Genomic DNA, 15,206 nt, shown 5'->3' on the forward strand with positions numbered 1-15,206 from the left:
CGGCAATATCGAGTTCGTGACATGTATAAAAACACGAACACACCTTGGTGACTAACCGCTTTACTTGTAAAGCACATCAACTCAAAAGACTCTTTTGGGTTGTATGGTTAAGTGACTAAGCGTACACGGTGGATGCCTTGGCAGTCAGAGGCGATGAAGGACGTACTAACTTGCGATAAGCGTAGATAAGGCAGTAAGAGCCACTTGAGTCTACGATTTCCGAATGGGGAAACCCAGCTGCATAAGCAGTTATCATTGTGTGAATTCATAGCACAATGAGGCGAACCGGGGGAACTGAAACATCTAAGTACCCCGAGGAAAAGAAATCAACCGAGATTCTGGAAGTAGCGGCGAGCGAAACCGGATTAGCCCTTAAGCTTTTTATGCGTCAGGTGAAGTGTCTGGAAAGGCACGCGATACAGGGTGATAGCCCCGTAACCGACAGCGTATATTCAGTGAAATCGAGTAAGGCGGGACACGTGATATCCTGTCTGAACATGGGGGGACCATCCTCCAAGGCTAAATACTCCTGACTGACCGATAGTGAACCAGTACCGTGAGGGAAAGGCGAAAAGAACCCCTGTGAGGGGAGTGAAATAGAACCTGAAACCGTGTACGTACAAGCAGTAGGAGCCTCTTTTATGGGGTGACTGCGTACCTTTTGTATAATGGGTCAGCGACTTATATTCAGTGGCAAGGTTAACCGTTTAGGGGAGCCGTAGGGAAACCGAGTCTTAACTGGGCGCTCAGTCTCTGGATATAGACCCGAAACCAGGTGATCTAGCCATGGGCAGGTTGAAGATTGAGTAACATCAATTGGAGGACCGAACCGACTAATGTTGAAAAATTAGCGGATGACTTGTGGCTAGGGGTGAAAGGCCAATCAAACCTGGAGATAGCTGGTTCTCCCCGAAAGCTATTTAGGTAGCGCCTCGGACGAATACTACTGGGGGTAGAGCACTGTTAAGGCTAGGGGGTCATCCCGACTTACCAACCCTTTGCAAACTCCGAATACCAGTAAGTACTATCCGGGAGACACACGGCGGGTGCTAACGTCCGTCGTGGAGAGGGAAACAACCCAGACCGCCAGCTAAGGTCCCAAATTATAGCTAAGTGGGAAACGATGTGGGAAGGCTTAGACAGCTAGGATGTTGGCTTAGAAGCAGCCATCATTTAAAGAAAGCGTAATAGCTCACTAGTCGAGTCGGCCTGCGCGGAAGATGTAACGGGGCTAAGCTATAAACCGAAGCTGCGGCAATACAGTTTACTGTATTGGGTAGGGGAGCGTTCTGTAAGCCGTTGAAGGTGAGTTGTAAAGCTTGCTGGAGGTATCAGAAGTGCGAATGCTGACATGAGTAACGATAATGGGGGTGAAAAACCTCCACGCCGGAAGACCAAGGGTTCCTGTCCAACGTTAATCGGGGCAGGGTAAGTCGACCCCTAAGGCGAGGCTGAAAAGCGTAGTCGATGGGAAACGGGTTAATATTCCCGTACTGCTTATAATTGCGATGGGGGGACGGAGAAGGCTAGGTGGGCCTGGCGATGGTTGTCCAGGTTCAAGTGCGTAGGCTAAGGAATTAGGTAAATCCGGTTCCTTGTTAGGCCGAGACACGACGTCGAGTCACTACGGTGATGAAGTCATTGATGCCATGCTTCCAGGAAAAGCCTCTAAGCTTCAGATTATAAGCAATCGTACCCCAAACCGACACAGGTGGTCGGGTAGAGAATACCAAGGCGCTTGAGAGAACTCGGGTGAAGGAACTAGGCAAAATGGTACCGTAACTTCGGGAGAAGGTACGCTCTTGACGGTGAAGTCCCTTGCGGATGGAGCTATTAGGAGTCGCAGATACCAGGTGGCTGCAACTGTTTATTAAAAACACAGCACTGTGCAAAATCGTAAGATGACGTATACGGTGTGACGCCTGCCCGGTGCCGGAAGGTTAATTGATGGGGTTAGACTTAGGTCGACGCTCTTGATCGAAGCCCCGGTAAACGGCGGCCGTAACTATAACGGTCCTAAGGTAGCGAAATTCCTTGTCGGGTAAGTTCCGACCTGCACGAATGGCGTAATGATGGCCACGCTGTCTCCACCCGAGACTCAGTGAAATTGAAATCGCTGTGAAGATGCAGTGTACCCGCGGCTAGACGGAAAGACCCCGTGAACCTTTACTACAGCTTGGCACTGAACATTGACCCTACATGTGTAGGATAGGTGGGAGGCTTTGATACATGGGCGCCAGTTCATGTGGAGCCATCCTTGAAATACCACCCTTGTAGTGTTGATGTTCTAACTTAGCCCCATTATCTGGGGTGAGGACAGTGCCTGGTGGGTAGTTTGACTGGGGCGGTCTCCTCCCAAAGTGTAACGGAGGAGCACGAAGGTGGGCTAATCACGGTTGGACATCGTGAGGTTAGTGCAATGGCATAAGCCCGCTTAACTGCGAGAATGACGGTTCGAGCAGGTGCGAAAGCAGGTCATAGTGATCCGGTGGTTCTGAATGGAAGGGCCATCGCTCAACGGATAAAAGGTACTCCGGGGATAACAGGCTGATACCGCCCAAGAGTTCATATCGACGGCGGTGTTTGGCACCTCGATGTCGGCTCATCACATCCTGGGGCTGAAGTCGGTCCCAAGGGTATGGCTGTTCGCCATTTAAAGTGGTACGCGAGCTGGGTTTAGAACGTCGTGAGACAGTTCGGTCCCTATCTGCCGTGGGCGTTGGAGAATTGAAAGGGGCTGCTCCTAGTACGAGAGGACCGGAGTGGACGAACCTCTGGTGTTCGGGTTGTGTCGCCAGACGCATTGCCCGGTAGCTAAGTTCGGAATCGATAACCGCTGAAAGCATCTAAGCGGGAAGCGAGCCTTGAGATGAGTTCTCCCTGGCGCTTAAAGCGTCCTAAAGGGTTGTTCGAGACTAGAACGTTGATAGGCAGGGTGTGTAAGCGTTGTGAGGCGTTGAGCTAACCTGTACTAATTGCCCGTGAGACTTAACCATACAACACCTAAAGGGTTTTTATCGGACTCGATAAAGAAACTTGATTGTGTCGAGAACACAAACAGCTTTCCAGATTTTGTTATCTTGCCTAACGGCAAGATAACGCCATATTTTGCTTGGCGACCATAGCATTTTGGACCCACCTGACTCCATGCCGAACTCAGAAGTGAAACAAAATTGCGCCGATGGTAGTGTGGGGCTTCCCCATGTGAGAGTAGGACATCGCCAGGCTTTGATATTCCTTCTTGATGTATCAAGAAGACACAAGCTAAAGCATGTAAAGTAAGACTTTAGACTGTGAACAATTTGTAGTGGAGCGGTAGTTCAGTTGGTTAGAATACCGGCCTGTCACGCCGGGGGTCGCGGGTTCGAGTCCCGTCCGCTCCGCCACTCAATTTTAGGGGTGTAGCTCCAATTGGCAGAGCAGCGGATTCCAAATCCGCGTGTTGGGAGTTCGAATCTCTCCACCCCTGCCATATTTCCCTTAGGGGATATGAAAAGCCTCAACTTCGGTTGAGGCTTTTTGCCATCTAGTATTATGAAAAATAGACAGTTTCAGATCTCTTGTCTATCAACCCCATCAAAAGTCTATCAGAAGCGCTCATAAAGCCTCTCCAAAACACTTCCGGTACATATCCTGCACTTTCAGCTTCAACCTCGTGGTGAGCTATACAGCTATTAATAGAGCTTGCCGGCTACCTAGGTGAATATTGCCAACAAACACCTTTCATAGAAATTCGCGACTGGTATGGTCTATATCCGGTCACGATATACTACAGATCTGGTGAGCGAGACGAGTTCATATCCCACTGTTCTTTAGTCGATAGAGCTAGGACATATCGACACTCATCAGACGGTGCGCTACGGGGCGTCGTTTATATGGTTTACCTTTATCCGAGTCGTTCGGGGTATCCGGAGATAAATTTCAGTCTTTGTTATAGCAATGTAGGAGTGTTGCCGATGTTTGTTTATTGATGTTGTGGTGATGATTAGAAGTGTGATTACAACGCTAAGCGACACGAGAATGACGGCAACATACTATTGCTAAAGACTAGGTTTGATATGTATCTATGAAGTCTTATAAGTCAATTGCTTGTTCTGAGTGTGGGTTACTATAGGAGATATGTACTTAGGTAATTGAGTGAATGTTTATTGACCTCGTTCAGCTATTCAAACAGTATGTAACCTATTGAGTAATCAATTCAGAAGTTGAAAAAAGTTATCTGTGTATAGTTTGGTTGGTGGGTAATATGAGAAAAGTGATAAATAGCTTAAAACAGCTTGAACTCGAGTTAGAACCGTTCCGGGAAGGATACCTCTTTCGTGGACAAGTAAAGCATTATCCCGACGAATCTGGCAATACAAATATACCGACATCTTTTAGCAGACACGGCTGCATTCCACCGATAATGTTTAAGTGGACCCATTATGCCAAAGCGATGATAAGAGCATTTTCCGGTGCTAACTATTTCGATATCGACTTTGAGATCTCTCAAGCTATCCTTCAGCATTACGGATGGCGTTCATTCTATGTTGATCTAACTAAATCCCCTCAAATAGCTGCTTGGTTTGCATCAAATGTTTTTGAAGAAAAAAAGTCTATTCATATGTGTGAAGACTTAGACGAAAACCCAGTTTGGTTGGTTCACAAGACAGCTAAATATACCGAGAGCTCAAGTACAGGACATATCTATGTTATAGACCTACTTGCGCTAAGTACTCTGGGTATCAAAGTCCATGACTTAACTCTATTACAAGGGGATGAAGGGAAGTTAAGGTTTCATGCTCAACAGGCTTGTCTAGTGGGAAACTTAGACCATAACCTCCCTTACGAAACGATAGCTGCGCATTTTGAAGTACCAGCAAAAATCTTGCGCGAATTTTATCAGGATAGTGGAATTTCTGAGTTGTCAGATGTATTCCCTCATAAAAATGAAGATTTTATTTTAAGTTCTCTTCTCAATTTACCCTGGGAAAGTGTTCCTGTGGATAGTCCGATACCTGCTTTTAAGCGAGGCTTGGAACTACCGGACTATGAAGCAAAGTTAGTCAAACATCTTCCGCCTAATATAGCGCTATACAGTGATTTTTGGTTGTCTGACAACAGGGGGGAAGAAGATAATCCTTTTAAAAACATAATCTTCTACAAAATGTCGCAGTTCGTTTATTATGCTAATACAAATGAACGGTTTGAACTCGATCGCGTTACTGAGTTACTTCAAAGTGAAGGTGAATTTGTAATTGAACTCGATAGTTTGATTAAAGTTATTGAGAATCATGACGTCTATGAGTATGAAAAGGGTATTCATGTTCGCATGGATGATGATGGATACATTTGGGTTTCTGGATTGGTTATCGAGCATCCCTGTAATGTTGTTAGTGGGGTCGGTGTAAATCAGGGTTGGTGCTATAAAGTAGAAGGCGTTAACTGGAATAGTGTGAAGCATCCCCAGTTGTGCCCTTGTAATAATGATTTAAGGCATCAGTTACATTTTTCAATGCTGCGACACTTGAATGAGTCATTAGAAACAGATAATTTCAAGATAGAGAACCCCTTATGCTACCGAGATAAGGACTGCAGCGTTAGATAATAACAGTATTAACTTAAATTGCTGATATATATGAAGATGTTAATTTACACTTAAATCTGATCCACGAGGTCATTACGATAAGATGGTCGCTACGTTTGAAGCGGATGGTATCGAAGGTATCACCAAGCAAGATCTCGCAAATGCAAAGGGACGTAAGCTACTGGAATCAGCGTTACCAATTACCTCACGTATGCTTCCGTTACTGTCTTGGTTTGTTAGTGAGTATCCGATGGTAGATATGTCGCTTATTTTTCATCCAGACGAGGTTGATGAAGAGGTATTGATACTTGAAGAATACAACCTTGGCCATACTGAAAAACTCGCTGCGTAGTATCACGAACCCTCTCTAAGCCAGATTCCGAAAGGGATCTGGCTTTCTATTTCAGAACAGGTAGTAGCAATGTAGTGGAACGATTGCTGTTGTTTATCTGTCGTGTGCTGGTGGATTATTCGAAGATAGTAGAGTAGCAATCTTGCTGAAGTAATCACGCACTCTACGACTGCTACTATCAGGGTTTGAAATTTAGCTATCCACGTTATTGCCTTTTGAACGGTCAGGGTTGGCTCTTACGTATTTATCTCCCTCAACTTCCACTGTATGAAAGTTAGGATGTTTACCTTGATCTACTTCTTTAACGAGAGTTTCTCTATCTACTACACCTCGACCGGGAATGGTGTATGTTTGGTTTTCCCTATTTTTACCGTCTTGGTTGCCTTTGATATTGTTAGCCATGATTTCAGTCCTTATGTGATCAGATAACAGGTTTTGTTAAATCGTTTTAAGTATATAGCTATTTAGTGCATATATATGAGCTTGGTGGTGTATGATGATATTGGAATGAATGTCAAAAAAACGCTTGTGGTTTATTTGAATGCAGGACTGGTAGATGGAATTTGTAAGACATATAGGAAAGGGCGGATTTGGAACCGTTGATTTGGTCAAAGACGTCAATGGGAGCTATTGGGCACGAAAAACCTTCTCTATTAATCAACCTGTACCGTTATCTCCTGAACTGGAGAGTAATGTCAAAAAGCGGTTCATAAGAGAAGCTAACATTCAGTCTAATATTAATCACCATAATATAGTTAGAGTGGTAGCGGCTCAGCTTGATCATAATCCTCCATATTTTTTCATGCCGTATGCGCAGTCGTCTTTGTCTGATGATTTATCTGCGGATCGAACTCTGAATGGACGTTATTTAGAAGCTATTATGGATATTCTAGCTGGCTTGGAAGAACTTCATTCTTTAGGAATCTATCACCGTGACTTAAAACCACAGAATGTACTGAGATTCGGTGCTGATGAATATCGAGATTATGCTATTGGTGATTTTGGCTTGATGTCCATAAAGGACACACAATTATCGGTCTTGACAACCACTGGTATGCGAATGGGGTCTGACATGTATACAGCTCCTGAAATCACTGCTGATTTGAAGAAGGCATCGGCTCGATCTGATATTTATTCTGTTGGTTGTATATTGCATGATTTCGTTGGTACGGGAGATCGTATTCCTTGCAACGAGATAGATGATGACCATAGTCAGTATGCTGATATCATTCGTATTTGTACGAGAAGAGACCCCAATAGGCGCTTTTCTAGTGTATCTGATCTACGTGAAGCCTTGTTGTCTGTTGATACTATTCCTGCGGTTCCGACATCTGCTACTGTAGCTAAGTTTGTCGAAATGTTAGCATTCGAAAAAAGACTTGATAGAATGTTCTGGGAAGGGCTAGTCACATTTGTTGAAGCAACCCCTGATAGTGATGACATTAGATTGATATTTAATGTGCTTACAATCCTTCGTATAGATGAGCTCTGTAACTTTGATGAGGATTTAGCTCGGAGGTTATCAAACAGATATAGTTCTTGGATCGATGGAAGCTCGTTCTCCTTTTCTTCTTGTGACGGATTGGCAAGTCGCTTGGTCTGTTTCTTCCATAACTTAAATGAGTTAGACTCACAAGTTAACATTTTGCTCGCTTTACTCTATTTGGGTACCAGCCACAACAGGTGGTATGTAGAGCGCGAGTTTGAGAAGCTCTGTGGGTTGCAAATGAATAATAACCTTGCGACGCGGTTAGGCTTGGAGATTAGAGTGATTGGCCAAGATGCCTGTAGAATGTTCCATCACTTGGAGCGTAGTATAGGGACTAATTTGCAGAACCTTCACCCAACGGTTTATAACACTTTAAGACAAGTATGTAATTTATAATGCAGACCTATTTATTTAGTTCTAAAGGCCCTAGGATAACAAACCAAGATGCAGCTTCGTTGACGTATGTCAGTGGGGGAGTTCTTCTGTGCGTTGCTGATGGGGTCGGTGGAAATAATGGTGGGGAAGTCGCTTCAAAACTGGCGATAGAAGTGTTTCTGAGAGAGGTTATTAGTTCTAAGTCCTCCTTTAGTTTTAGTAAAGCCATGGAAGTGGCTCATAATGAGATAAAAGAACGAGCTTCTGAAGATGCTGAGTTGTCTGGTATGGCGACTACATTTACAGCTGTTTTTGTAACTTCAGAAAGGGTTATTGGAATTCACTGTGGCGATTCTCGTGCGTATATCTTAAGAGATAATGGGATTAAGCAACTTTCCGAAGATCATTCTGAAGTTGCTAAATTGATTCGTTCAGGAAAGCTGACGAAGGAAGCAGCAGTTGATTATCCTAGAAAAAACGTAATATACAGTGCTCTTGGCTCACACAAAGAACTGGTTGTTGATGAATTCGAGTTTGAATTAGTTTCGCAGGATAGAATTGTACTTGTTACTGATGGCGTGCACGGAGTGGTGTCGAAGAAAACATTTCGCGATACTTCTTTAAATTCATCTAGTTTGAAAGAATGGTGTGACACCATCGTCACAATTTTGGAAGGTCTTGGCCCTGAGGATAATTTTACTATTGCTTCTGTTGAGCTAGATTAAGTGGCTTTTATTCTTTTTGATATGTGCTTGCTAGATTCCCATATGGTTCATGTCAACATAGCTGACTAGTGCGATTGGTTATGTCTTTAATGCAGCGTAATTATTTATTCCAAATCCGCGTGTTGGGAGTTCGAATCTCTCCACCCCTGCCATTACCAGAAAGCCTCAGTCGAAAGACTGGGGCTTTTTTGTGTCTAAAAACTAAAAAGTCTAGGGCATTGAAATATCGTTCGCGACGCTTGATAAAGGGATAGGAAAACTGGCAAGGGAGCGCTAAATATCACGAGCCGTATCGAGGGGCTTTCGCAAGAGAGAAGCTTTGGGGTTACTGGTGGTCAAAAGCGAGGAAAGCCATTTTCTTGGTTATGCGTCCTCACCCTTGCATGAGGCTCTGAATGAGGTCGAGGGCGATTAAACGTGAATGTACTTGGTCTCCGCAATTTGCCATAGGGCTTGCACTAATGGGTTATCGAGCTGAGAGCGTTTACAGCAAAGCCCCAAGGTAAAGGGCCTAATGGGCTTCACATCCAGCTTTTTGACTTTATCTCGCACCGGGCTATTGTTAATCACTACGTCGGGCACAATGCCAATACCGCAACCGAGCGCCACCATGCTGACAATGGCTTCATTGCCTGAGACCTGAGCATAAATGTTTGGGCGGATCTTCATGTCTTTAAACCAATCATTGAGGCGCTTTCGAAACGCGCCAGCCTCGGGGACGATAAAGGGAACCGAGCTCCAATCCGGGCTATCGCGCAATACCTGATCAGTGGCGTTATTGGTGGTGAGCGGGGCAATGACAGAGACGGTAATTTCACTGATCGATTCAAACACCACTCGCGATGGCAACTCATCAGATTTCGCGGTAATCGCCACATCCACCTCATCGTTTAACACCTTTTCGACCGCCAATGCGGGATCGCCGGTCGAAATCTTAAATTCGATGAAGGGGTACTGTTGACGAAATTGCTCGATCAACAAAGGAAGGTGGCTATAACTGGCGGTCACCGAACAATAAAGACGGATCTCTCCGGTGAGTTCTTGGCCTTGATTTGACGACTGTTGCTGCTGATAACCTTGCCAGCTTTCAACAATGTTATGGGCAATGGGCAGTAATTGTTTGGCCGCTGGCGTTAACTCGACACTGCGATTGTCACGCACGAATAACGTTTGTTTTATCTCTTGCTCTAGCTTTTGAACTTGTCGACTCAGCGCAGAGGGGCTCATATGCATGGCAGTGGCAGTTTTACTGAAATTTTGACTGTCACACAGATGGATAAATATCTGTAAGTGTTTGATATTCAATTAAATAGCCTCACGTTGCACTTTTTGCAATTACAAGTTGTTAATATATCACTTTAAGCAACAAAAAGTCTGCACTAGTATGAAGTCATTCGGTAAGAGAGTACCGACCTTTGGAAAGAATTTTTAAGGAGAGCCCAATGGCTAACTATTTCAACACTTTAAATTTGCGCGAGCAGCTAGACCAACTTGGTCGTTGTCGTTTTATGAACCGCTCTGAGTTTGCTAATGGTGCAGACTACCTGAAAGGCAAAAAAGTGGTGATTGTTGGTTGTGGTGCTCAAGGTCTTAACCAAGGCTTGAACATGCGTGATTCAGGTCTAGACGTTGCTTATGCACTTCGTCAAGCGGCGATCGACGAACAGCGTCAGTCTTACAAAAACGCCAAAGAAAATGGCTTTGAAGTAGGCAGCTACGAAACGCTTATCCCACAAGCAGACGTCGTTGTTAACCTAACGCCAGATAAGCAACACACCAACGTAGTTGAAACGGTAATGCCATTGATGAAAGAAGGCGCTACCTTGGGTTACTCGCACGGCTTCAACATTGTTGAAGAAGGCATGCAAGTACGTAAAGACCTAACGGTTGTTATGGTTGCTCCTAAGTGTCCAGGTACAGAAGTGCGCGAAGAATACAAACGTGGCTTTGGTGTACCAACACTGATTGCGGTTCACCCAGAAAACGATCCAAATGGCGATGGCCTTGAAATCGCAAAAGCTTGGGCTGCAGCAACCGGTGGTCACCGCGCTGGCTGTCTAGAGTCTTCTTTCGTTGCTGAAGTAAAATCGGACCTTATGGGTGAGCAAACTATCCTATGCGGTATGTTACAAGCTGGCTCTATCGTTTGTTACGAGAAAATGGTTGCTGAAGGTATCGAACCAGGCTACGCAGGTAAACTGCTGCAGTTTGGTTGGGAAACCATTACAGAAGCACTGAAGTTCGGCGGTATCTCACACATGATGGATCGCTTGTCTAACCCAGCAAAAGTAAAAGCGTTTGAGCTGTCTGAAGAGCTTAAAGAGCTGATGCGTCCTCTTTACAACAAGCACATGGACGACATCATTGCTGGCGAATTCTCTAGCACCATGATGGCTGACTGGGCAAACGACGACGTGAACCTACTCGGTTGGCGTGCAGAAACCGCGGAAACCGCGTTTGAGAACTACCCAGAGAGCGATATCGAAATCTCAGAACAAGAGTACTTCGACAACGGTATCGCGATGATCGCTATGGTTCGCGCCGGTGTTGAGCTTGCTTTTGAAGCGATGACCGCATCAGGCATCATTGACGAGTCTGCTTACTACGAGTCTCTACACGAGTTGCCACTGATTGCAAACACGATTGCTCGTAAGCGCTTGTACGAAATGAACGTGGTTATCTCGGATACGGCTGAGTACGGTAACTACCTATTCGCAAACGTTGCCACTCCACTACTTCGCGAGAAGTTTATCCCAACAATCGGTACGGATGTGATTGGTAAAGGTCTTGGTGAAGCGTCTGAGCAAGTGGATAACCAACAGCTTATCGACATCAATGAAACCTTGCGCAACCACCCAGTTGAAAAAATTGGTCGTGAGCTACGCGGTTACATGACAGACATGAAACGCATCGCCGTTGGCGGCTAATCATGACAGCCGCTCGAGTAAAGGGCGGCTAAATAGGCCTTAATCGGTCAGCTCGATAAAGAGCAAAAAATAAATATAAACTCAAAATAGAGTAACAAACACAACCTATACAAAAGAGGCCTGATGATCATCAGGCCTCTTTTTTTATGGTACGACACACGAAGGCAATTTACTCAGCACGTGGTGCGCTGTCTTCATTATCATTAGTCTCGTCGTTACCCGCTAGGCGAGCTTCTAACTGATCGAGTTTTTGCTCCATCTCTGTCAGCTTTTGACGGGTGCGCAACAGCACTTGTGTCTGTACATCAAACTCTTCGCGACTTACCACGTCCAATTTGTTGAGTTGGCCTTGAATCACTTGGCGAATTTTTTGATCCATATCTGAGCCTAAATCTTTGACTGGCTGTGGCATGGATTCATGAATTTGGCGAGCGACCTGCTCTAATTTTTTTGCATCAAACATATTTCGCTAAACTCCTTTCAGTATTAACGCTATATTAAGTAATTACGTGTTGAAAGTCCTGTTTTGGTCAAAAATTTCACGTTGGATTTTCCCGCTTGTGATTGATCTTTGCACGCCTCGCGATGGCATTCTATAGATAGGCCGATTATCATAACGCCTTTCTCTTTTCTTTGAGTACACCAATGAAACTGAATTCACGACAAGACGAAGCGGTTAAATACGTTTCAGGCCCTTGCCTCGTCCTCGCGGGCGCAGGTTCTGGTAAAACCCGTGTGATCACCAATAAAATTGCTTATCTCGTTCAGCAGTGCGGTTACAAAGCCAGAAATATTGCTGCTGTCACCTTTACCAATAAAGCGGCACGTGAGATGAAAGAGCGGGTGGCTCAAACCTTAGGTAAGGCCGAGTCACGCGGGTTAATGGTATCGACCTTTCACACCTTGGGCCTTAATATTATCCGTCGTGAATACAAAGCGCTTGGCCTAAAAGCGGGCTTTTCGCTGTTCGATGATCAAGATCAAATGGCCTTGCTAAAAGAGCTGACCGAAAAGCAGCTCGACGGCGACAAAGATCTCTTGCGCCAGTTAATGAGTACTATCTCAAACTGGAAAAATGACATGTTAACCCCTGACCAGGCCAAAGCGATGGCGCAAGGTGAACAACAGCAACTGTTTGCTTTTTGTTTTGAGCAATACCAAGAGCAGATGAAGGCGTACAATGCGTTGGACTTTGATGATTTGATCGCTCTGCCGGTTTGGCTGCTTCGTCACAATGAAGAAGCCCGTCAGCGTTGGCAAAATCGCATTCGCTATTTATTGGTCGATGAATATCAAGATACCAACACGAGTCAATATGAGTTGGTCAAACTCTTGGTCGGCGAAAGAGCGCGCTTAACCGTGGTAGGGGATGACGATCAGTCTATTTATTCTTGGCGTGGGGCTCAGCCACAAAACTTGGTGTTACTCGGCAGTGATTTTCCGTCATTGCGCTTGATTAAGCTCGAGCAAAACTACCGCTCGACCAGCCGTATTTTGCGCTCGGCCAACATTCTGATCGCCAATAACCCCCACGTGTATGAGAAAACCTTGTTCTCGGAAATCCCCGATGGTGAGAAGCTCAAAGTCATCGTCGCTAAAAATGAAGACCACGAGGCGGAGCGGGTTATCGGCGAGTTAATTGCTCATCAGTTTATCAACCGCACTCAATACAGTGATTATGCCATTTTGTACCGCGGTAACCATCAATCGCGTTTGATGGAAAAGGCACTGACGCAAAACCGCATTCCTTATAAATTATCTGGGGGAACGTCCTTTTTTGCCCGTGCCGAGATCAAAGACATCATGGGGTACTTACGAGTGTTGGTCAACCCCGATGACGACAACGCGTTTTTGCGAATCGTCAATACCCCTAAACGTGAGATTGGCCCTGCGACCCTGCAAAAATTGGGCACTTACGCCAATATGAGGGGAAAGAGTTTATTTGAGTGCAGTTTTGAACTGGGGTTAGAGCAGCACCTGACGGGCAGAGGACTGGAAAACCTTCGTCGATTCACCCAGTGGTTAGTGTCTGTCGCCGATCAAGCCGAGCGTGGTAATACGGTCGATGCAGTGCGTTCTTTGGTGCGTGATATTCACTATGAAGACTGGCTATACGAAACGTCATCGAGCCCTAAAGCGGCGGAAATGCGGATGAAGAACGTCTCTGATCTCTATCGCTGGATTGTCGCGGATCTCGAAGGGGATAACCCAGACCAAGAGGAAAAAACGTTAAAAGAAGTGGTACAACGCTTGACGTTAAGAGACATGATGGAACGCGGCGAGGATGACGAAGAGGCCAATGCAGTGCAATTAATGACTTTGCATGCATCGAAAGGTCTCGAATTTCCGTATGTGTATTTAATCGGTGCAGAAGAAGGGATTTTGCCACACCAAACCAGTATCGATGAAGGTAATGTCGATGAAGAGCGTCGCTTGATGTATGTCGGGATCACAAGAGCGCAACGAGAGTTAACTTTCACTATGTGTAAAGAGCGTCGTCAGTACGGTGAGTTGATCAAACCCACTCAAAGCCGCTTTTTAGAAGAGTTGCCCTATGACGACGTGGAATGGGAAACGGTGAAAAAGCCAATATCACAAGAAGAGCGGATGAAAAAAGGCCAAGCGCATTTGGCGAACATTAAAGCCATGTTTAAAAAGTAAGCGCTGATTTTTCATAAGGTTAATTAAGCTTCACATAGTGTGGTGTCGCCCCTTTACCTAAGAGGCGCTTTCACGTACTCTAGCGTAGGTTACCAAAGAGACTTTATCTCTGGTTGTAAAATCAATATTGGTGGTCGAGGGTGTTTAGGGATAGATGCCAAGCCTTTTCGTGCTTTTTTGCTCGTTTTTTTAGTTAATTGTTGAAAAAGCCATCAATTGACAAAAAAAGTTAAAAAAACACTAGACGGCCTAGGGTGATATCCGTATTATTCCACTCCGCCGATAGGGCATGCGCCCGTAGCTCAGCTGGATAGAGCGTTGGCCTCCGGAGCCAAAGGTCGAAGGTTCAAATCCTTTCGGGCGTGCCATTCCAGAGGTAAAAATTCGGTAACAAAGTGGTGGCTATAGCTCAGTTGGTAGAGCCCCGGATTGTGATTCCGGTTGTCGCGAGTTCAAGTCTCGTTAGCCACCCCATTATTTTATAGATAGGCTTTAGGCGTATCTAAGTCCATTGAGTGGACAACACTTGTCGGTGAATAGCGCAGCTTGGTAGCGCATCTGGTTTGGGACCAGAGGGTCGGGGGTTCGAATCCCTCTTCACCGACCACTATTTTATTTCTAGCCGTTTGCTAGAAATAGATAACGCAAGTTATCAACGTTTTGATGGTGGCTATAGCTCAGTTGGTAGAGCCCCGGATTGTGATTCCGGTTGTCGCGAGTTCAAGTCTCGTTAGCCACCCCATTCTTTTATGAGAATGAAAATTTGTCGGTGAATAGCGCAGCTTGGTAGCGCATCTGGTTTGGGACCAGAGGGTCGGGGGTTCGAATCCCTCTTCACCGACCACCATTTAAAGCCTCGTCAGCAATGACGAGGCTTTTTTCGTTTTTAGTCTGTGGTGTAATTAATGTGTGTTTGGCTTGGTTGCGCTCTGGTGTGTGAGCAGAGGGCCGGGGTCTGGAAGCCCAGCCGCGCCGAATCCCTCTTCACCGACCACTATTTAAAGCCTCGTCAGCAATGACGAGGCTTTTTTCGTTTTTAGTCTGTGGTGTAATTAATGTGTGTTTGGCTTGGTTGTGCTTTGGTGTGTGAGCCGAGGGGCGGGGTCTGGAA

9 protein-coding genes, 7 tRNA genes and 2 rRNA genes are annotated in these 15,206 nt (G+C 45.4%); 15 read left to right on the plus strand and 3 right to left on the minus strand.

Translation table 11 applies throughout. From position 1 onward, the window contains the following. The first annotated feature begins 105 nt into the window (after positions 1 to 105). The 6 genes from AB0763_RS00110 (at position 106) to AB0763_RS00135 (ending at position 5,918) form a co-directional block, all read left to right on the plus strand. A 23S ribosomal RNA gene (locus AB0763_RS00110) occupies positions 106 to 2,996 on the plus strand. A gap of 115 nt (positions 2,997 to 3,111) precedes the next feature. Then, positions 3,112 to 3,227 (plus strand): 5S ribosomal RNA (gene rrf, locus AB0763_RS00115). Positions 3,228 to 3,309: 82 nt separating this feature from the next. Continuing rightward, positions 3,310 to 3,386: transfer RNA gene (locus AB0763_RS00120), tRNA-Asp, on the plus strand. A 9-nt stretch (positions 3,387 to 3,395) separates the two neighbouring features. Further along, positions 3,396 to 3,472, plus strand: a tRNA-Trp gene (locus AB0763_RS00125). A gap of 774 nt (positions 3,473 to 4,246) precedes the next feature. Next, positions 4,247 to 5,587: an FRG domain-containing protein gene (locus AB0763_RS00130; protein WP_306101761.1), complete on the plus strand. Its 1,341-nt coding sequence runs from the start codon at positions 4,247 to 4,249 to the stop codon at positions 5,585 to 5,587. 82 nt (positions 5,588 to 5,669) lie between these two features. After that, complete coding sequence (locus AB0763_RS00135; RefSeq protein WP_306101762.1) at positions 5,670 to 5,918, plus strand: hypothetical protein; 249 nt, start codon at positions 5,670 to 5,672, stop codon at positions 5,916 to 5,918. 192 nt (positions 5,919 to 6,110) lie between these two features. Here AB0763_RS00135 and AB0763_RS00140 read toward each other — a convergent pair whose 3' ends face one another. Beyond that, positions 6,111 to 6,320, minus strand: coding sequence for a DUF3892 domain-containing protein (locus tag AB0763_RS00140; RefSeq protein ID WP_306101763.1), 210 nt, complete (start codon positions 6,318 to 6,320; stop codon positions 6,111 to 6,113). A gap of 154 nt (positions 6,321 to 6,474) precedes the next feature. On the opposite strand from AB0763_RS00140, the gene AB0763_RS00145 reads away from it, so the two are divergent. Both AB0763_RS00145 and AB0763_RS00150 read left to right on the plus strand, forming a co-directional pair. Next, a complete protein-coding gene (locus AB0763_RS00145) occupies positions 6,475 to 7,803 on the plus strand; it encodes a serine/threonine-protein kinase (RefSeq protein WP_306101764.1) in 1,329 nt (442 codons plus the stop codon). Further along, a complete protein-coding gene (locus tag AB0763_RS00150) occupies positions 7,803 to 8,507 on the plus strand; it encodes a PP2C family serine/threonine-protein phosphatase (RefSeq protein WP_306101765.1) in 705 nt (234 codons plus the stop codon). Before AB0763_RS00145 ends, AB0763_RS00150 begins: the two co-directional genes overlap by 1 nt. A gap of 411 nt (positions 8,508 to 8,918) precedes the next feature. On the opposite strand, the gene ilvY is transcribed toward AB0763_RS00150, so the two are convergent. Then, the gene (gene ilvY, locus AB0763_RS00155) at positions 8,919 to 9,812 is read right to left on the minus strand and encodes an HTH-type transcriptional activator IlvY (protein WP_306101766.1); all 894 of its coding nucleotides are present in this window, start codon (positions 9,810 to 9,812) and stop codon (positions 8,919 to 8,921) included. A gap of 137 nt (positions 9,813 to 9,949) precedes the next feature. On the opposite strand from ilvY, the gene ilvC reads away from it, so the two are divergent. Then, complete coding sequence (gene ilvC / locus AB0763_RS00160) at positions 9,950 to 11,434, plus strand: ketol-acid reductoisomerase (protein WP_306101767.1); 1,485 nt, start codon at positions 9,950 to 9,952, stop codon at positions 11,432 to 11,434. Between the two features lie 169 nt (positions 11,435 to 11,603). On the opposite strand, the gene AB0763_RS00165 is transcribed toward ilvC, so the two are convergent. Further along, a complete protein-coding gene (locus AB0763_RS00165; RefSeq protein WP_306101768.1) occupies positions 11,604 to 11,897 on the minus strand; it encodes an accessory factor UbiK family protein in 294 nt (97 codons plus the stop codon). 182 nt (positions 11,898 to 12,079) lie between these two features. Here AB0763_RS00165 and rep point away from each other — a divergent pair, with 182 nt between their 5' ends. From rep to AB0763_RS00195, 6 genes are all read left to right on the plus strand, one after another. Beyond that, positions 12,080 to 14,095 carry a DNA helicase Rep gene (gene rep / locus AB0763_RS00170; protein WP_306101769.1) on the plus strand — a complete coding sequence of 672 codons (2,016 nt, stop codon included), beginning with the start codon at positions 12,080 to 12,082 and terminating at the stop codon, positions 14,093 to 14,095. Positions 14,096 to 14,386: 291 nt separating this feature from the next. Then, a tRNA-Arg gene (locus AB0763_RS00175) sits at positions 14,387 to 14,463 on the plus strand. Positions 14,464 to 14,493: 30 nt separating this feature from the next. After that, positions 14,494 to 14,569 (plus strand) — tRNA-His (locus tag AB0763_RS00180). A gap of 56 nt (positions 14,570 to 14,625) precedes the next feature. Then, positions 14,626 to 14,702: transfer RNA gene (locus AB0763_RS00185), tRNA-Pro, on the plus strand. 59 nt (positions 14,703 to 14,761) lie between these two features. Then, positions 14,762 to 14,837: transfer RNA gene (locus AB0763_RS00190), tRNA-His, on the plus strand. Between the two features lie 25 nt (positions 14,838 to 14,862). Next, positions 14,863 to 14,939, plus strand: a tRNA-Pro gene (locus tag AB0763_RS00195). The last annotated feature ends 267 nt before the right edge of the window (positions 14,940 to 15,206 follow it).

The organism is Vibrio sp. HB236076 (assembly GCF_040957575.1).
In the GTDB taxonomy this organism is placed as follows: Bacteria; Pseudomonadota; Gammaproteobacteria; order Enterobacterales; family Vibrionaceae; genus Vibrio.

What these genes read in the sequence shown, in the direction of transcription:
- AB0763_RS00130 (WP_306101761.1), top strand. Translation starts at nt 4,247, where the DNA reads ATGAGAAAAGTGATAAATAGCTTAAAACAGCTTGAACTCGAGTTAGAA.
- AB0763_RS00135 (WP_306101762.1), top strand. Translation starts at nt 5,670, where the DNA reads ATGGTCGCTACGTTTGAAGCGGATGGTATCGAAGGTATCACCAAGCAA.
- AB0763_RS00140 (WP_306101763.1), bottom strand. Translation starts at nt 6,320, where the DNA reads ATGGCTAACAATATCAAAGGCAACCAAGACGGTAAAAATAGGGAAAAC.
- AB0763_RS00145 (WP_306101764.1), top strand. Translation starts at nt 6,475, where the DNA reads ATGGAATTTGTAAGACATATAGGAAAGGGCGGATTTGGAACCGTTGAT.
- AB0763_RS00150 (WP_306101765.1), top strand. Translation starts at nt 7,803, where the DNA reads ATGCAGACCTATTTATTTAGTTCTAAAGGCCCTAGGATAACAAACCAA.
- ilvC (WP_306101767.1), top strand. Translation starts at nt 9,950, where the DNA reads ATGGCTAACTATTTCAACACTTTAAATTTGCGCGAGCAGCTAGACCAA.
- AB0763_RS00165 (WP_306101768.1), bottom strand. Translation starts at nt 11,897, where the DNA reads ATGTTTGATGCAAAAAAATTAGAGCAGGTCGCTCGCCAAATTCATGAA.
- rep (WP_306101769.1), top strand. Translation starts at nt 12,080, where the DNA reads ATGAAACTGAATTCACGACAAGACGAAGCGGTTAAATACGTTTCAGGC.